Origin of the sequence: Streptomyces sp. NBC_01013 (assembly GCF_045162765.1) — a bacterium.
Taxonomy (GTDB): Bacteria; Actinomycetota; Actinomycetes; order Streptomycetales; family Streptomycetaceae; genus Streptomyces.
This window is the reverse complement of the sequence record NZ_CP108687.1, coordinates 7,582,318-7,601,006: the sequence shown is the minus strand read 5'-3', so window position 1 is coordinate 7,601,006 and position 18,689 is coordinate 7,582,318. Positions and strand designations below refer to the sequence as shown.

Annotated in this window: 10 protein-coding genes; 2 read left to right on the top strand and 8 right to left on the bottom strand. The window is 69.8% G+C overall.

The window, feature by feature from the left end; translation table 11 throughout:
* Window positions 1–36: 36 nt before the first annotated feature.
* Complete coding sequence (locus OG538_RS32960) at window positions 37–1,122, bottom strand: ABC transporter substrate-binding protein (protein ID WP_406099176.1); 1,086 nt, start codon at window positions 1,120–1,122, stop codon at window positions 37–39.
* A 514-nt stretch (window positions 1,123–1,636) separates the two neighbouring features.
* Here OG538_RS32960 and OG538_RS32955 point away from each other — a divergent pair.
* A complete protein-coding gene (locus OG538_RS32955; protein WP_406099175.1) occupies window positions 1,637–4,081 on the top strand; it encodes an RICIN domain-containing protein in 2,445 nt (814 codons plus the stop codon).
* A 91-nt stretch (window positions 4,082–4,172) separates the two neighbouring features.
* Window positions 4,173–6,518 carry an AbfB domain-containing protein gene (locus OG538_RS32950; RefSeq protein ID WP_406099174.1) on the top strand — a complete coding sequence of 782 codons (2,346 nt, stop codon included), beginning with the start codon at window positions 4,173–4,175 and terminating at the stop codon, window positions 6,516–6,518.
* A 75-nt stretch (window positions 6,519–6,593) separates the two neighbouring features.
* On the opposite strand, the gene OG538_RS32945 is transcribed toward OG538_RS32950, so the two are convergent.
* The 7 genes from OG538_RS32945 to OG538_RS32915 all read right to left on the bottom strand — a co-directional run bounded on the left by OG538_RS32945 (window position 6,594) and on the right by OG538_RS32915 (window position 18,635).
* Window positions 6,594–7,106, bottom strand: a complete 513-nt coding sequence (locus OG538_RS32945) for a GNAT family N-acetyltransferase (RefSeq protein WP_406099173.1) — start codon at window positions 7,104–7,106, stop codon at window positions 6,594–6,596.
* Between the two features lie 139 nt (window positions 7,107–7,245).
* Window positions 7,246–10,521, bottom strand: a complete 3,276-nt coding sequence (locus OG538_RS32940; protein WP_406099172.1) for a LamG-like jellyroll fold domain-containing protein — start codon at window positions 10,519–10,521, stop codon at window positions 7,246–7,248.
* 218 nt (window positions 10,522–10,739) lie between these two features.
* Window positions 10,740–13,178, bottom strand: a complete 2,439-nt coding sequence (locus OG538_RS32935) for a GH92 family glycosyl hydrolase (protein WP_406099171.1) — start codon at window positions 13,176–13,178, stop codon at window positions 10,740–10,742.
* Window positions 13,179–13,432: 254 nt separating this feature from the next.
* A complete protein-coding gene (locus OG538_RS32930; protein ID WP_406099170.1) occupies window positions 13,433–14,530 on the bottom strand; it encodes an NADH:flavin oxidoreductase/NADH oxidase in 1,098 nt (365 codons plus the stop codon).
* Window positions 14,531–14,654: 124 nt separating this feature from the next.
* Window positions 14,655–14,927 (bottom strand): DUF1876 domain-containing protein, encoded by a 273-nt coding sequence (locus tag OG538_RS32925; RefSeq protein WP_219572999.1) that lies wholly within the window; start codon window positions 14,925–14,927, stop codon window positions 14,655–14,657.
* 94 nt (window positions 14,928–15,021) lie between these two features.
* Window positions 15,022–15,417, bottom strand: coding sequence for a hypothetical protein (locus OG538_RS32920; RefSeq protein ID WP_406099169.1), 396 nt, complete (start codon window positions 15,415–15,417; stop codon window positions 15,022–15,024).
* A 35-nt stretch (window positions 15,418–15,452) separates the two neighbouring features.
* On the bottom strand, window positions 15,453–18,635 hold the full coding sequence (locus OG538_RS32915; protein ID WP_406099168.1) for a glycosyl hydrolase 115 family protein: 3,183 nt from the start codon (window positions 18,633–18,635) through the stop codon (window positions 15,453–15,455).
* Window positions 18,636–18,689 lie beyond the last annotated feature (54 nt).

Below are 18,689 nucleotides of genomic sequence, written 5' to 3'. Positions count from 1 at the left end.
CCTGCCGGCGATCCGGGCAGGCGGGGCCGGACTCGGTCAGAACGCGCCGCCGAGCGAGGCCTTGGCGTTGGACTCGTCGTAGGCGCGGTCGGTGATGATGACGTTCTCCGGGATCTCCTCGCCGCCGTAGAACTTCTGGGCGGTCGCGAAGGCCAGCGGACCGAAGCGCGGGTTCGACTCGATGACGGCGTTGTACTCGCCGTTGACCAGGGCCTGAACGGCATTGCGGGTGCCGTCGACGGAGACTATCTTGACGTCCTTGCCGGGCTTCTTGCCTGCGGCCTTCAGTGCCGTGACGGCGCCGAGGCCCATCTCGTCGTTCTCCGCGTAGACGGCGGTGATGTCGGGCTTGGACTGGATGAGCTGCTCCATGACCTGCTGGCCCTTGTCGCGGGCGAACTCACCGGTCTGCTGGGCGACTATCTCCAGGCCGGGGGCCTCGGCCTTGAGCTGGTCGACGAAGCCCTTGGTGCGGTCCGTGGTGACGTTGTTGCCCGAGGCGCCGAGGAGGATGGCGACCTTGCCCTTGCCACCGGTCGTCTTGATCATCGCGTCGGCGGCGCGCTTGCCCTGCTCCACGAAGTCGGAGCCGAGGAACGCCACGTAGTCCTTGCAGGCCGTGGAGTTGACCTTGCGGTCGATGGTGAGGACGGGGACCTTCTTGGCGGCCGCCGCCTTCAGCGCCGGCTCCAGGCCGTCGGAGTTCAGCGGGGCGACGATGAGGAACTGGGCGCCCTGGGACAGCATGTCCTGGATGTCGCTGATCTGCTTGGACAGCTGCGACTGGGCGTTGGTGGTGAGCAGCTTCTTGACGCCGACCTTCTTGGCCTCGTCCTTGATGGACTGGGTCTCGGCGATCCGGAACGGGTTGGCCTCCTTCTCCGACTGGGAGAAGCCGACCACGGCGTTCTTCAGGTCCAGCTTCGGCGCACCGTAGGTCTGCAGCGAGCAGCCCGAACCGGAGGAGGACTCCGGGGTTTTGGCCGCCTGCGCGCCCTGGCTGCTGTCGGTGGTCGCGGTGTCCGAGCTCTCCGACTTGGAGCAGCCGGAGGCGGCCAGCGTGGCGGTGGCGGCGAGGAGGCAGGCCACGGCGAGGGTACGGGTTCGGCGCTGGATGATCATGCGCGGGAGCTCCTTGGCGGGATGACGGCACGCCGATGGGCGTGCGGTCGGGCATGGCTGGACGATGCATCGGCTGCCGCTCGGCGGCTGATGTCACTGCATTCCTCACGACCCCGCTAGCTGGACGAACTGCGGTCGTGAGAGCTTGCGCGGCCTCTCGGCGGCTCGGTTTACAACGTTATATAGGCGCCGCGGCGCAGGCGGCAAGAGCAGGGTCGATGCGTTTCCAAAATGTGTCGGAGTTGCCCGGCGGCAGCGAGCGGCCCTCGTCACGCCCATTGCCGCCGTACCCCTGGACACGCGCCGGACGCCGTGCTGTCATACCGCCGACACCTATTTTTCCAACGTTGCAAGCACGTTGCCGTGCCACCCCTCCGGTCGCGACGGCGTGCCGCGCCGTGCGCGCGTCCGGATTCCACCCCGGGCCGGCGGGTGTCATGGCGGTCCCCGCACGTGTCATGTGCCGTCCCCGCGCCGGAGCCCCGTACGGCCGGCCGAGAGCAGGAGCTCCTTCATGCCCCTGAACCGCAGACAACTCATGGCCGGCGCACTGGCCACCGCCGCCGCCACGGCGGCGTCCGGCCGCTGGGCCACCACGGCGACCGCCGCCGAGCACCGGGCGAAACCTGCCCACGGCGGCCACTACTCCCCCAGCGCCGCGCCACTGCACCCGACCGCGTTCCTCAAGCTCCCACCCGGCCGGGTCACCGCACGCGGCTGGCTGGCCGGGCAGCTGAAGCTCCAGCTGGACGGGTTGTGCGGCCGCTACGAGGAGTTCTCGCACTTCCTCGACTTCACCGCCACCGGCTGGGTACGCCCCGAACTCGGCGGCTGGGAGGAGGTCCCCTACTGGCTGCGCGGATACACCGACCTCGCGATCGTCACCGGCGACGCCAAGGCCCTGGCCGCGGTGCGCCGCTGGTTCGACGCGATCCTCGCCACGCAGCAGTCCGACGGATTCTTCGGCCCGAAATCGCTGCGGACGTCCCTCAACGGCGGCCCGGACTTCTGGCCCTTCCTGCCCCTGGTGCAGGCCCTTCGCTCCTGGCAGGAGTACTCCGGCGACACCCGTGTCATCCCCTTCCTCAGCCGGTTCTTCCGGTACATGAACGCGCAGGGGCCCGGCGCCTTCAACACCAGCTGGATCGCCCTGCGCTGGGGCGACGGCCTGGACAGCGTGTTCTGGCTGTTCAACCGCACCGGCGACACCTTCCTCCTGGACCTCGCCGACAAGATCCACACGAACGGCGCCGACTGGGGCGACAACCTGGTCAACCTGCACAACGTGAACATCGCGCAGGGCTTCCGCGAGCCGGCCCAGTACGCGCTGCGCAGCGGTTCGGCCGTCGACACCCGGAACACGTACGGGACGTACGCCAAGGCGATGGACCAGTACGGACAGTTCCCCGGTGGAGGCTTCGCCGGTGACGAGAACGCGCGCCCCGGGCACGGCGATCCCCGGCAGGGCTTCGAAACGTGCGGAATCGTCGAGTTCATGGCCAGCCACCAGCTGCTCACCCGGATCACCGGCGACCCGCTGTGGGCCGACCGCTGCGAGGAGCTGGCCTTCAACTCACTGCCCGCCTCGCTCGACCCCTCGGGCAGGGCGGTCCACTACATCACCAGTGCCAACAGCGTCGATCTGGACAACGTCCCCAAGAGCGGCCGGCAGTTCCAGAACGGCTTCGCCATGCAGGCGTTCCTGCCGGGCGTCGACCAGTACCGCTGCTGTCCGCACAACTACGGCATGGGCTGGCCCTACTTCGTCGAGGAGTTGTGGCTCGCCACTCCGGACGGCGGTCTCGCCGCAGCGATGTACGCGAGCTGCGAGGTCACCGCGAAGGTCGCGGACGGCAGTGAGGTCACGTTCACGGAGGAGACCGGCTACCCGTTCACGGATACGGTCGTCCTGACCCTGAAGGCGCCGAAGAATCTGCGCTTCCCCCTGGTCCTGCGGGTTCCCGCCTGGTGCGACAGACCGGAGATCCAGGTCAACGGGCGCCGGGTCGACGCCCCCGCCGGCCCCGCCTTCACCCGCGTCGACCGCACCTGGGCCGACGGCGACAGGGTGACCCTCCGCTTCCCGCAGAAGACCACCGTCCGCACGTGGGAGCGCAACCACAGGTCCGTGAGCGTGGACCGTGGCCCGCTCACGTACTCCCTGCGGATCGGTGAGGAGTACGAGCGCATCGGCGGCACGGACCAGTTCCCGGAGTACGCGGTGCACGCCACGGGCCCGTGGAACTACGGGCTCGTGCTCGACGACCGCACGCCGGCCGCCTCGCTGCGCCACCATGCGGTCCGCCAGGTGAAGGACGCCAGCCCGTTCACGCTCGACGGCACCCCGCTGACCATGACGGCGAAGGCCCGCCGGATCCCGGAGTGGACCGCGGACGGCGAGAACGTCGTCGCTCCGCTCCAGGACGGCCCGGCCGGCAGCACCGAGCCGGTGGAGGAGATCACGCTCGTACCCATGGGGGCGGCGCGGCTGCGCATCACCGCGTTCCCCACAGCCGACCCGGACGCGGAGCCCTGGCTCTCCGCCCGCTGGTACCGGATCCGCAACCGGCACTCCGGCAAGGTCCTGGGCGTCGACACCATGTCCACCGCCGACAGCGCCCACGTCGTCCAGTTCGACGACAACGGAACCGACGACCACCTCTGGCAGCTCGTCCCCGAGGGCGACGGCTGGTACCGGATCCGCAACCGGCACTCCGGCAAGGTCCTGGGCGTCGACACCATGTCCACCGCCGACAGCGCCCACGTCGTCCAGTTCGACGACAACGGAACCGACGACCACCTCTGGCAGCTCGTCCCCGAGGGCGACGGCTGGTACCGGATCCGCAACCGGCACTCCGGCAAGGTCCTGGGCGTCGACACCATGTCCACCGCCGACAGCGCCCACGTCGTCCAGTTCGACGACAACGGAACCGACGACCACCTCTGGCAGCTCCTCTGACCGTTCTACGTCAATTGGCACCGCTCCCCGCGCCACCCGGCGCGGGGAGTTTCCCCGTACCGGGGCCGACCAGATCGAAGGAGACAACCCGATGAACCGTTTACGTGTGCCCGGCCGAGGGCCGTGGTGGAGACGGGCGATCGCCACGACCGGACTGCTGGCGCTGGTGACCACCGCGCTGACCGGAGTCGGCGCGGTGCCGGCCGGCGCCGCGGCCTGGGCGGCCAAGCCCTCTCCCATGACGACACCGTGGACCGACCAGGTCCCGGTCGACAAGCCGCTGCCCGAGTACCCACGTCCCCAGCTGACGCGGCCCGACTGGGCCAATCTCAACGGCCTCTGGGACTTCGCGGTGACCGGCCGGGACGCCGCGCAGCCGGCGTCGTTCCCCGATCAGATCCGGGTGCCGTTCGTCGCGGAATCCGCTCTCTCGGGCATCCAGCGGAAGATCACCGAGAACGACAAGCTCTGGTACAAGCGCACCTTCACCGTGCCGGCCGGCTGGAACGGCCGCCGGGTCGAGCTCAACTTCGGCGCGTCCGACTGGCAGACCACGGTCTGGGTCAACGGCACCCAGGTCGGGGCACACAAGGGCGGCTACGACTCGTTCGCCTACGACATCACACCGCAGCTCAACGGCGGGACGAACACGGTCGTCGTCTCCGTCTACGATCCGACGCAGACCGGCGGCCAGGCCGTCGGCAAGCAGCGCATCAATGACGTACAGCCCCACAGCGGAGGCGGCATCTTCTACACGGCCGCCTCCGGCCTCTGGCAGACGGTCTGGCTGGAGCCGGTCGCGGCGGCCCACATCACCCGCCTGGACATGACTCCGAACCTCAACGACTCCACGCTGCGGGTCAAGGCACAGACCGCTTCCGCAGCCGGGCGCAGCGTCCGGATCACCGTCTCCAGCGGTGGGAACGTGGTCGGCAGCGCCACCGGGGCCGCGGGGGCCGAGATCTCCGTACCGGTTCCGAACGCCCGGCTGTGGAGTCCGGACGACCCGTTCCTGTACGACGTCAGGGCGGAGCTGCTCGACGGGGCGGCCGTCGCCGACGCGGTGGGCAGTTACGCCGGCATGCGCTCGATCGCCGTGGCGAAGGTGGACAACATCCTGCGCCCGGTACTGAACGGGAAGTTCGTCTTCCAGACCGGCACGCTGGACCAGGGCTACTGGCCCGACGGCATCTACACCGCGCCGACCGACGCGGCCCTCAAGTCTGACCTCCAGGCGCACAGGGACCTCGGCTTCAACATGGTCCGCAAGCACATCAAGGTCGAACCGCAGCGCTGGTTCTACTGGGCGGACAAGCTGGGGCTCCTGGTCTGGCAGGACATGCCGGCCATGGACACCGGCAAGAGCCCGTCCGCGGCGGCCCGCACCCAGTGGGAGGCCGAGTACCACGCCGTCATCGACCAGCACCGCAGCTCGCCCTCGCTGGTGATGTGGGTGGACCAGAACGAGGGCTGGGGGCAGTACGACCAAGCGCGGATCGCCAACGAAGTGAAGGCGTACGACCCGTCTCGGCTGGTGAACAACATGAGCGGCGTCAACTGCTGCGGGTCGGTGGACGGAGGCAACGGGGACGTGATCGACAACCACATCTACGTGGGCCCCGGCAACACCGCGCCGACATCGACCCGGGCGGCCGTGCTCGGAGAGTTCGGCGGGCTCGGCTACAAGGTCCCGGGGCACGAGTGGTTTCCCGGCGGTGGCTTCAGTTACGAGGACCAGGCGAGCGTTTCCGCGCTGAACAACCGGTTCGTCGGTCTGATCGACAGCATCCGTACCGGCCAGCTGCCCGCGGGCCTTTCCGCCTCCGTCTACACGGAGATCACCGACGTGGAGAACGAGACGAACGGCCTGCTCACCTACGACCGCCAGGTCGTGAAAGTGGACGCGGCCCGGGTGAAGGCGGCCAACCAGGCCCTGATCAACGCGTCGAAGAACCCCGCTCCCCCGGTGACCCTGCCCACGGGCCAGTACAAATCCCTGCGGGTCACCACTCCCGGGTACACCGACAAGTACCTGCGCCACCAGGACGCGCTGGCCTTCACCGCGGTCGTCAACGGCGCGAGCAGCGCGCTGCTCAAGAGCGACGCCACGTGGAAGATCGTCACCGGCCTCGCCAACGGCAACTGCTATTCGCTGGAGTCCCGCAACTATCCCGGCGAGTACCTCCGGCACCAGAACTTCCGGGTCCGGCGGGACGTCGATGACGGATCGGCGCTGTTCAGAGCGGACGCCACCTGGTGCGCCGTCGCCGGTACGGGAGGGGTACGGCTGTCCAGCGCCAATCTTCCGGGCAGCTATCTGCGCCACATCGACTCGGAGGTATGGCTGGCCACGCCGGGCGGAACGCACGCCTGGGACAACCCGGCCACGTTCACCGAGGACACCACCTGGGCCGTGGAGGCGCCCTGGGCACCCTGAACCGACCGTACGGCTCCCCGTCACGGCCACGGCCCGGTGCGACGCGACTGCGTCGTGTCCGGGCCGTCGGCCGTCTCACGCGTCCCGTCCCGCCGGAGCGACATAGGTGTGGAGCAGCGCCGTCCGTCCGTCAGCCGTCGTCCAGTTGCCGGTGCGGGTGCCGGCATGACGCCATCCGCTGCGTTCGTAGAGGGCGATGGCGGCGGCCCCGCCGTCCTCCACCTCCAGGACCAGCCGCAGGCCCTCGGCGGCCGCAGCCGTCGTCGCGGCGGCCAGCAGCGCCCCCGCCACGCCGCGCCTACGGGCCGATGCCGTAGCGAACAGCCTGGCCACCGACGCCAGGCCCGCAGGCGCGAGCCCCGCGTCCGCCGCCAGGACGTCATCGGTTCGGGTCAGCGCCACATGGCCCAGGATGTCCTGGCCCTCCACCGCCACCCAGGCGTCGAACATGCCGTCGGGCGTCAGCCAGGCTCCCGGGTCGGCCGGCCACTCGGCCGGGTACCGGTCCACTTCGTGCACGGTCGCCAGCGCCTCGACGCATGCCTTCACGTCGTCGTCCCGGCGGCAACGGATCTGCGGCTCTCCCATTCGTCGATCCTCACACAGGCCCCGGCCTGCGGGCGTGCCGGGGCGCGCATGCTGCTGCCTGCTGCCGCAGGGCGGCAGCAGGCAGCAGCGCAGTGGTTCAGTGGTTCAGTGGTTCAGTGGTTCACCGGGAAGCCCTCGGCTACGGCTGCTCGGTGTCGTGCAGCGCGCTCACCTCGTCGGCAGTCAGCGCCTTGTCGTACACCGCGACCTGGTCGACTGAACCGTTCCAGAAGTCGGTGTTCCCGCCCGACCACTTGGCGCGGCCCACGGCCAGGGCGCCGGTGCTGACATCGGCGGTCCCGGCTGCCGCGGTCGCGGCGAGCTTGCCGTCGACGTACAGCTTGATCTCGTCACCGCTGCGAACGCCGACGAGGTGGTACCACCGGCCGAGCTCCGGCTTCACCTCCAGCCGGGCCCTGTGGGCGCCCGGGGTGGAGAAGGCGAACGCACCCTGGCCGTACTGGAGATAGAACGGGTTCTCCTGGCGCCGGCCGTCCTGGCTGACGACGGTGGCGTAGTTGCCGGGAAGCGCGTCCAGCGACGCCCAGGCCGACACGGTGTAGTCACCGGTGGTGTCGACGACCGGGCCGTCGGTCTGCGCGTACTGGCCCTGGCCGTTGAACTTCAGTGCCGAGCCCCGCACTCCGGCTGCCCAGGACGCCCCCTCGGAGAGGGTGAGGTCCTTGTGGTTCGGGCCGCTGTCGGCGGCTACGGTGCCCTTGTTCTCGTCGAGGGCCCAGGCGCTACCGCCCTTGATCTCGTCCCGCTCGCCCGCGGCCGCACCGGCGGCGATGACCTCCAGGTTGATCTTCCGCACCTGCGCGGCGTCGACCTTGATCTCGCGGCGGTCGTACGTCCAGAGCCCGTTGAGCTCGTTCTCCAGGTCGGTCACCTGGGTGTAGATGGAGCCGGAGAGTTCGGCGCCGGCCGCCTCAAGGTAGTGCGTGCGCGTGTTCTCGACGTACTTGGCGGTCAGTGCGGCCTTGTCCGCGACACCGCTGTAGATCGCGGTGGGCGCGCCCGGCCACATGTGTCCGGGGCTCCGCAGGGTGAAGCCGCCGTGCTCTCCGTCCATCGCCGCACGGTTGTCGTCCGGGAAGGCCGGGTCGGTGTTGTTGTAGTCGTGGTGGTCGATGATGTCGCCCTTGCCCGAGTCACCCTTGGAGTTGCAGCAGTTGACACCGCTGTGGGCGTTGACCACGCGCGAGGGGTCGGCGGCCTGGACCTGTTCGGTGATCTTGCCGGTCTCGGTGCGGTCCCACTCGCCCCAGCCCTCGTTGAAGACGATCCAGGCACCGATCGACGGGTAGTTGTGCAACTGCCGCATCATCTCGGCCCCCTGGTCGAGGAAGGCCTTGTGACCCTTCTCGTTGGTGAGGTTGCCGGAGACGAAGTCCTGCCACACCAGAAGACCCAGCTGGTCGGCGTGGTAGTACCAGCGCGCGGGCTCGACCTTGATGTGCTTGCGGACTGAGTTGAAGCCCAGGTCCTTCTGCGCCTTCAGGTCGAAGAGCAGGGCGGAGTCGCTGGGCGCCGTGTTCAGGCCGTCGGGGTAGAAGCCCTGGTCGAGCTGGGCGAGGGAGAAGAACGGCTTTCCGTTGAGGACCAGCTTCTGGTAACCGCCGACCTCGGCGACGCCGAAGGAGCGCATACCGAAGTAGCTGTCCACGGTGTCCTTGGAACGGCCGTCCTTGAGGGTGACCTCCAGGTCGTACAGGTAGGGGTCGTCAGGCGTCCACAGGTGCTGCTTCGCCACCGGCAGGCTCAGCTCACGGTTGGCCGGGCCGCTGATCCTGCCGACGACCTTGCCCTTCTTGTCGCGGGCGACGGCGGTGATCCGGGCCGAGGCCGAGGCGTCCTCGGAGTTGACCGTCAGGGCGAGCCGGCCCTTGTCGATGTCCGGCGTGGTCGTCAGGGAGTCGACCGCGGCCGGGGCGACGGGCTCCATCCAGACCGTCTGCCAGATGCCGGAGGAGGCGGTGTAGAAGATTCCGCCGGGGTTGGCCGACTGCTTGCCCGTGGGCTGGTCGGGGCCGGTGGTGTCGGTGACCGCGACAACGATTTCCTGCGGCCCGCTGCCCTTGACCGCGTCGGTGATGTCCGCGCTGAAGGCGGTGTAGCCGCCGGTGTGCTCGGCGACCTGCTTGCCGTTGACCCAGACACGGGCCTGGTAGTCGACGGCGCCGAAGTTGAGCTTCAGCCGGTTGCCCTTGTCCTTGCCGCCCTTGACCGACCAGTTCTTCGGAACGGTGACGAGCTTCCGGTAGAACATGTGGTCTTCGTGGCGCTCGAGTCCGGAGAGCTGGGACTCGACGGGGTACGGCACGGTGATGCGCTCACCGAGGGTCCTGCCGAAGACGGGCTGCTCGCCCGCCGCGGCGCCGGCGAACTCCCACGGGCCGTTGAGGTTCTTCCAGTCGTCTCGCACCTGCTGCGGCCGGGGGTACTCGGGCAGCGGGTGGTTGCGGTCGACCTTGTCGCCCCAGGTCGTGGTCAGCCGGTGCGTGGACAGGTTGCGGGCACTGCGGCTGATCTGCGGAACGGCCTCGCCGCCCACCTGGAGGCCGGCCTCGCCGTCGTACGCGACCCTGACCTGCTGGCCCTTCAGGACGGGCCCGGTCAGGGTGGCGATGAGCGCATGGGGGTTCCCGGGCACGGGGGCGACGGACTTCACCGGGATCGGTGAGGTGTCGGCCTCGATCGTGAGGTGGTCCTTCAGCGCCGCGTAGTCGCTGACCTTGTCGTCGAACGTCGCCTGGAGCTTGAGCCCATCGTCCGAGACGCTCAGCCCGACGGGGTAGACCTCGAAGCCGGCAGGCGGGGTGAAGGCGGACTCGGGCACGATCTGCTTGGCGAGCTTCGCGCTCGACCAGCGCAGGAACATGTTGGCGCCGCCGGTGTCCTGGAACATCTCCAGCTTGAACTCGTGCGGCTCGCCGGCCTTGAGCGTGACCGGCTTACCGGTCTGCTCGTTGTCCCAGTCCGGCTCCCAGTGGTCGATGACCGCCTGGCCGTCGATGAAGAGCCGGAAGCCGTTGTCACCGCTGGCGGAGAAGGTGTAGTCACCGTCCTCGGGAGCCGTGATGCTGCCGGTCCACCGGGCGGTGGTGTTCTCGGTCCGCCCGGTGGTGGACTGGAACGTGCCGGTGAGGCCGGGGAAGTTGATCTGCGGGTCGAGGGCGACCCCGCCGAGCTTGGCGAAGTCCCGCGCACCGGGCGCGGACATGCTGAAGTACTCGCCCTTCAGCCCGTGGACGGCGGTGGCCGGATCGCCGGCCGTGAACGTGGTCGCGGAGGCGGCACCGGCGGCCGCGGCCGGGGTGGCTGCGGCGGCCGGGACCAGAGTGGCGCCGACGGGTATCAGAAGGGCGGCAGCGCACGCCACCGTTCTGAGCACAGCGCGGGACCGGGGCATTTGTCGTCTCAAGGCGTCGTCCTGTCGAGAGAGCTCACGTGCCTCGAACCTGTGAGGCACAGCACATAATCGAACATTGAGCCACAGCACCAAACGCAAAACAACAGTCGTGCACAGAGAATTTTCAACGATATAAATCTGTGCCCCGGACCTGCGCACCGCCTGCGCCGGATCGCCGCCGTCGGGACGCGGCGATCCGGCGCAGGGACTCCGTGCGTCTACTGCGGCAGCCCCGAAGGTGCGGTGGCCCACGAGGTGTTGGCCGTCGAGGCCAGCCGGTACACCAGCGAACCGCCCCGGGTGAGCAGGCTCGCGTCCGTCCACGACCGGTCGTGGACGAGTCCGTCGACCGACACCGCGTCCACATAGGCGTGGGTGGCATCGGCGGCCGGCGCGGAGATCGTGATGTCCCTGCCGTGCGGCCGGTCGATCACCGCCTTCGGGAACAGCGGGGCGCCCAGCAGTAGTTCGCCTCCGCCCGGGGTCTGCGGGTACAGCCCCAGCGCGGAGAAGACGTACCAGGCGGACATGGTGCCCAGGTCGTCATTGCCGGGCAGACCACGCGGACCCGTGCCGTAGACCGTGTTCAGGATCTCGCGGACGGTCTCCTGGGTCTTCCAGGGCTGCCCGAGGGCGTTGTACAGCCAAGGGGCGTGGATTCCGGGTTCGTTCGTCGGGTCGTAGCGCACCGCGTCGCCACCCTTCACCGACCAGGCGCCGTCCGCCGTGTGGAAGAAGCCGTCCAGCCGCTGGGCCGCGACGTCCCGGCCGCCCATCACCGCGGCGAGCCCCTGTACGTCCTGCGGGACCATCCAGGTGTACGTGGCACTGGTGCCCTGGGCGAAGCCCCGGTCACTGCCCGGGCTGAACGGCGTGACCCACGAGCCGTCGAGGTTACGGGCCTGGATGTAACCGTTGGTACCGGCCCCGTCCGTGGCTCCGGGGTTGTAGACGTTGCGCCACCAGCCCCCGCGCTCCTTGAACGCCTCGGCTTCCTCGTCACGGCCGAGCAGTTCGGCCCAGCGGCCGAGCGCGGCATCGGCGACCGCGTCCTCCAGCGTCTCCGCAGCGCCGCCCCAGCAGTGGCAGACATCCTGCGGCGCGTAGTGGGACTCCAGGTACTGGGCCAGGTTGGGCCGTTGCCCGGTGCACTGACCCGGGCAGCCCGCGTCCGAGAGCCCGTCGTCGACGGGAACCGTCGCCTGACGCGCCAGCGATTCGTACGCACCCCGGTAGTCGAAGTTCCGTACCCCCATGGCGTAGAACGTGGCAAGGGTGGCCGCGGTGGGGTCGCCGGTCATGACGTGGGTGGCGCCGTTGATGTGCACCCAGCGGTCCCACACGCCGCCGTTCTGCCGGGCGAAGTTGTACAGCGACTGGGCGAAGTCCCCGGCGATCTCCGGTTTGAGGAGGGCGAGCAGCTGTATCTGGGCCCGGTACTGGTCCCAGCCGGAGAAGTTGCTGTACTGCGCTCCCTGTCCGCGTTCAATCCGGTGCGGCTTGCCGTCCATGCCCGGGTAGCGGCCGTCCGTGTCGCTGATCAGGTTGGGCTGCATCAGGGAGTGGTAGAGCGCGGTGTAGAAGGTGGTGCGCTGCTCCTCGGTTCCGCCGCGCGTGCGTACGGAACCGAGCTCGCGGTCCCAGGCCCGGCTCGCGGCGGCCGCGACGTCGTCCACGCCCGCTCGGGGGGCGATCTCCTTCCTCAGGCTGGTCTCGGCGCCGGCCTGGCTGACGTAGGAGATGCCGATCCGCATGTGCACATCGTTGTCGGACGTGGTGTCGAAGCCGACCCAGCCGCCGGATCCGCGGCCTGCCCGGTCCACGCCCGTGGCGTAGCCCTCGCCTCCGCTGCCCGTGGTCGAGCCGGGCGCGAGCGTGCCGTCCTTCCAGGTGCCGGTGGAGGAGAAGGCGCGGTCGAAGGAGGCGCTGAAGTAGAGGCGGTAGTAGCTCTTGCGGTTGTTGGTGCCGCCGTTGGCGCGCCTGCCGCAGAACGCACCGGTGAGCACCGAGCCCGTGACCTTGCGGTGCACGGTGTCGATCTTCACCTCGGCATCCTCGCTGCCGTTGAGCGAGTTGGAGACCCGGAAGAGGAGGTTGGCGGGCTTGCCGGCCGGGAACGCGAAGTCGGCAACCCCGGCGCGACGGCTCACCGCGAGGTCGGCTGTGGCCCCGGAGTCGAGGCCGAGGGTGTAACGGCCCGGGACGGCACGCTCGTCGTCGTGCGAGAAGTCCGCTGCGTAGACGGCGTCCTTGGTGTCGGCGGACGGCGACGAGGTGATGTCCCCGACGAACGGCATGATCGGGATGTCCCCGGCCGCGCCGGGGTTGCATCCGGCGCCGTTGACATGGGTGAGGCTCAGTCCGCGCAGCCGGGTGGCGCCGTACTCGTAACCGTTCGCGGCGCCGGTGCTCGTCTGGTCACCCCGGGTGCTCGTCGGCGACCAGGCGATCATGCCGTACGGGAGGGTGGCGCCGGGAAAGGTGTTGCCACCGTTGGCGCTGCCGATCAGAGGGTCAACATAGGCGGTGGGGCGGGTGACGGGCGCGGCGGCCTCGGCGGCGATGGGCAGGGCCGCGGCGGCGAGTGCGCCGGTGACGACCACGGCGGCTGTTCGCGCGGCGAGGCGCCGAGTCGCGGTCAGCTGTCTGGGGGGCATGTCGCGGTACCTTCCGGAGTCCGGACAACGTTGTCAGCAGCCGGGGAACGGCCGTGCGCACGTTGATCGATTCGCGGCCGAGCGTAGGCCCCCGTGACACGGGAGGGAATGCCTCGGCCGTCATCCCGGGTGAATGGGGGGTGAACGGATGCCGCGATCCGGACAGCGCATGCACAACCGCCCTCCCCGCGGAGCCCTGCCCGCCGTCGGGGGACGGCGGGCAGGGCTCCGCGGGGAGGGCGTCAGGAGTGCGGTCAGATCGCGTAGCCGTACTGCTCGGGGGCGTGCACCTGTCCGCTCAGCTCACGCGCCGCGGTCCGCGCCCAGGACGGGTTGCGCAGCAGCTCACGCCCGAGGAGCACGGCGTCCGCGCTGCCCTCGGCGAGGATCTTCTCGGCGTGCTGCGGGTCGGTGATGAGGCCGACGGCAGCGACGGGGAGCGAGGTCTCCCGCTTCACCCTCCCGGCGAACGGAACCTGGTAGCCGGGACCGGTCGTGATGCGCGCGCGGGGTGCGTTTCCGCCGGTGGAGACGTCGAGCAGGTCGACGCCGTGGGCCCGGAGTTCCCCGGCCAGCCGGACGGTCTCGTCCGCGGTCCAGCCCTCGCGCTCATCCTCGGCGTTCTCGGTGAGCCAGTCCGTGGCGGAGATCCGGAAGAAGACGGGGAGATCCTCGGGCCACACCTCCCGCACCGCGTCGACGACCTGGAGGGCGAAGCGGACGCGGTTCTCGTAGCTGCCGCCGTACGCGTCGGTGCGGTGGTTGCTGTGCGGCGAAAGGAACTGCCCGATGAGGTAGCCGTGCGCGCCGTGCACCTCGGCGACCTGGAAGCCCGCTTCGAGGGCGCGGCGCGCGGCCTCGCGGAAATCGGCGACGACTGCCTGGATCTCGTCGACGGTCAGCTCGTGCGGCACCGGGTAGCCGGTGTCGAAGGGCAGCGGGCTGGGCGCGACGGGCGTCCAGCCGTGCGCGTCGGCGCCGACGGAGCCACCGCCGGTCCAGGGGGCCGCGGTGGAGGCCTTGCGACCGGCGTGCGCCAGCTGGATTCCCACGGCGGCGCCCTGCGCCTTGACGAAGTCCGTGATCCGGCGGAACGCCGCGACCTGGGTATCGTTCCAGATGCCGAGGTCGGCCGGGCTGATCCGCGCCTCGGGGCTGACCGCCGTCGCCTCGGTGAGGATCAGGCCCGTGCCGCCGGTGGCGCGGGCGGCGAGATGCGCGAAGTGCCAGTCGGTGGGCACCCCCGCCTCGGGCCCCTCCTCCGCGGCGCTGTACTGGCACATGGGTGCCATCCATACCCGGTTGGGCACGACAAGCGACCTCAGGGTGAAGGACTCGAAAAGGGCACTCACGACGGACTCCGTTTCGCCGGGTACGGAAGGATCGCTAGTACGATACATCCCGTACTACGACGTCCGTCAAATTACGACGCCTCTCGTACAAGAGTGGCGAACGGAGAAACCCGGACCCCGCGCTTCAGGTCAGTGGGTACGACGTGCGGCCGGACGCCTCGTCGATCTCGTCGTGGGCCTTGGTCAGCAGCTTCATCGCCAGTTCGTTGAGTGCGCGGGCACCTGCGATCTCCTCGCCCACGCGGGGCTGTTCGGAATCGGAGGGATGGCGGCTGGCGTAGCCGTGGGCCCGGACCTCGCTCCCGTCGGAGAGCCGCACCAGGGCGGCCGCGCGGGTGCGGTGGGTGTCCTCCTCGAATTCCAGCTCGATGTGCCATCCGACAGCCGTCTGTGTCATGGCGCTCACCTCCGGGGGGCTCCCCTCCAGGGTGCGCCCCGTCCTGCGGCCGCGCACGACGGGGCAGGCACGGAAAACGACGGCTTGCCCGGTCTCAGCCGCCCGGCCGCCGGCCGCGGCGCCGCAGCGTGATGCGGGCGTCGGCGTCGTAGAGCTGGTTCCAGCTGCGTCCGGCACCCGACTTCCAGGTGATGTGGGCGGTGGACCCGTCGATCCGGACGGAGTCCACCGTCATCGCGCGATCGCCGTCGCGTACGTCACCGCGGCGCAGTTCGTCCGCCCTGACGGTGACCGGGTCCGCCGACCGCACGCTCTCGGCCTCGTCCGCCGCGAGGCCGAGAGCGGTGGCCAGTTCCCGGGCCCGGGCAGGGGTGCAGTTCAGCGAGAGCTCGCCCGACCGTGTGCCGACCCTGATTTCGACCCCCTCCCCCACGGGGGTCACCTCCAGGTACTCCGACGGCTCACCGGTGTCGTCGTTGCCGCTCTTCATCCGCCCTGCTCTCCCCTTGGCCCGGCCCCTGGCGCTCAGCGCAGCCGGAGGCTCTCCGGCGGGCCCAGGTAGCTGGGCTTGAGGCCGCCGGTGTCGACCACCAGGTTCTGCAGCACCACCGTCGGGTCGACCATCCAGAATTTCAGCACATGCACTCCGGCGGCGCCGATGTGGTGCACCGTACTGGTGACGTTGACGTTGTCGGAGGTGTGGCGGGCCCACTGCGCGTTCATGGTGCCGTCATCGGCCCCCGTTCCCTTCGTGACGTTCACCGACTGCGGCGCGGCGTCGTCGAAGGAGACCGCGTACGTCAGCCCGTCGGTCGGCAGCGGGTTGTTGCGCGGCGACAGGTACGCGTGGACCGTGACCGGACCAGTGGTGAACAGGCTGACGCGGTACTCCAGCCGCGGACTGCCGCCGCCCGCCGTCTGCCGGGGGGCGGTGACGGGGAAGGGCTCCATTCCCGCACCGGTGCGACCGATGTCCGGGATGCGCTGCCAGTGGATGCCGCCGCCGTCGACCGCCCGGCTGTAGTGGTCGGCCTCGATGGAGACGTACCCGTTGGCCTCGACGAAGCCGTCCAGGCGTGAGCGGGAGAGCGCCGGACGGTCGACGACCGCCTTGACGACCACCTCCAGCCCGTCGGGCCCACTGACGGTGACGGGCACCTCCGTGACCCCCTTCGGGGCCCTGGCCCAGTCGACGCGCAGGGTGATCCGGTCCTGCTGTTCGACCCGGCCCCGGACGCGGTCCGCGGTCAGCCAGGAGACACCGGTGCGCACGCGGTAGTCGAACGGGGCACGCCCCCGGTTGAACACCTCGATGTACTGGGCGGGCTGGCTCTGGTAGGGGCTGAAGACCGGCAGCACGGCCGGGGTCTGCTCGTGCGGCCACCATGCGGCCGAACCGTCGACGGCCACACCCATCTCGGCGCCGGCCGGCAGGTCGATGCGCTTGACCGCCGGGAAGAGCACGTCCTTGATCGCGACGTTGTTGATCTCGGGCTGCTGCCAGGGGGCGTTCGGGCCGTACCGGGCCACATCGCCGTAGTCGATGTGCGGCTGGGTCTGGAAGCCCTGCCACTTGCCGCCCGCGACCTGCGTGTTGAAACGGTCGGCAAGTGCCAGGTCGTCGGCGAGCCGGGCCTCGGCGGCGGTCGCGAGGTCGTTGCTGAGGGCCCTGCCCTGAGCGGCGTAGTGCAGGTTGGTGAACTCCGCCTCGCGCAGCGCGTACAGATTGGCGGTGGCCGCGACCTCGTAGCCGACCAGTTCGTACCAGGCGTCCTGAGCGGAGGCCGGCAGCCTGCGCCCCACCTGCTCGGCCTCGGCGCCCAGGCGTCGCCATTCCTCGGTGACGCGCTCCAGTTCGCGGTAGTCGACGATGCTGAACGGGGTGGCCTCGTCGTCGTACACGATCGCCGAGCCGTCCTTGACGGGGTCCTTGGCCGGATCGAGGGTGATCTTCCGGTTGAGCAGCTCGGGCTTGCGCCGCGACTGGAGGCGGGCGTAAGCGCGCAGGACGGAGGCGATCGCGTCCGCCTGCTTCTCGCCGAAGTTCTGCCGGGCGTACTGCTCCTCCCACTCCGGCAGCCGGTCCAGGGTCCACCGGTCGGGGTTCCATGCGTACTCGAGGAAGAACTGCGTGGGCAGTTCGTTCCCCTTGAGGTCGCCGACGTTGGTGACCCACAGGCCGTGGTTGCCGTACGCGACGGACTGGTGGAGCTGGTCCCACATGTTCGGCAGGGAGGCGGTGTCCACCCACTTGTAGTTGCGGCCGACCCCGACGTAGTCGAAGTGGTAGTAGAGGCCGTACCCGCCCTCCCGGGCGTCGTTCTTGAGGTCGGGCAGCTTGCGGATGTTGGACCAGTTGTCGTCGGTGAGGACCACCGTGACGTCGTCGGGGACGCGAAGGCCGCGGTCCCAGTAGCGCTGGACCTCCTTGTAGAGCGTCCAGACCTGCGGAATCGTGGTGACGTCCCGGCCGGAGACCTCGGCCAGGATCTGCCGCTGGGTGGCGATGATCTCGGTCATCAGTTCGACGCCGTCGCCGTCGGGGAGACTGACGTCGCCGTTGCCACGCATACCCAGGGTGACGACGCCCTCGAAGTCCTCGTCCTTCATCCGGCGGATGCCGTCGGCCCAGTAGGCCTTGAGCGCCTCGGCGTTACGGCGGAACGACCACTCACCGGTGCCGCCGTAGGGGTCGTGTCCGGGGGTGGTGATGGTGCCGGCGCTGTCGCGTACCGCGGCGACCGCGTGGCGGTTCCACTCCTCGATGCCGCGCATCATGGGGGCCTCGTGCGAGGTTCCCATGACGACTCCGTACGCCTTCGCGGTGGCGTGGTTGAGCGGGTCGTCCTCGGCGAAGGCGCGGCCCCAGACCGCCGGCCAGAGGTAGTTGGCCTTGAGCCGGAGCATGACCTCGAAGATCCTGGCGTAGAAGTCGGCGTTGAAGCCGCCCTCGAAGCCGGGGGCCTTGCCCGGGCCGAAGAAGGCCGGGGCCCAGGTACCGAGCGCCGGGTTCTCGTCGTTGATGAAGAAGCCGCGGTACTTGACGGCCGGGGTGCCCTGGGTGTGCCTGCCGGGCAGCACGTGGATCTCGTCGCGCTGTACGGGGGTGACGTCGTCCCACCAGTACCAGGGCGAGACACCGATGCCGCGCGAGACGTCGTACGTGCCGTAGATCGTGCCGCGCTGGTCGCTGCCCGCGACCACGAACGCCCGGTCGACGCCGGGCAGGGGCTTGTCGACGACGGTCTGGAGGCTGGTTTCCCACTTGCCGCGGATCGTGGAGACGTCGAGCTTGCCGCGGGCGATCAACCCGTCGATCAGCGGGCTGCGGCCCACGGTGCCGATGATCGTGATCTCGCGGCCCTTGGGCACGGCGCCGTGCGAGAGGGTGGGGCGGACGCCGGTGACGCGCTCGATGTCGCTCTGCAGATCACCGGCCACCCGGACGACGCCGGCCCAGTCACGGTCGCTGACCAGGATCGGGGCCGCGCGCCCGTTCCTGACCAGGGGGAAGCTCCCACGCCGGGACGTGAACGAGATGTACGCGCCGGGGTCGGTCGGCCGGACCTCGGGACCCGGGCCGCTCGCGGACGCCTGGGCCGTCAGACCGAGGAGGGAGCCGAGGGGAGTCGCGGTGAGTGCGGTGAGGCCCAGTCCTAGCCCCAGCACCGCCCTGCGGCCGGTGTGCTGCGGGACGTTGTCGTCCATGCTGCTCTCCTGTTTGTTCATACTCATGACAAATCGGGTGGATGGCCGCCCGGA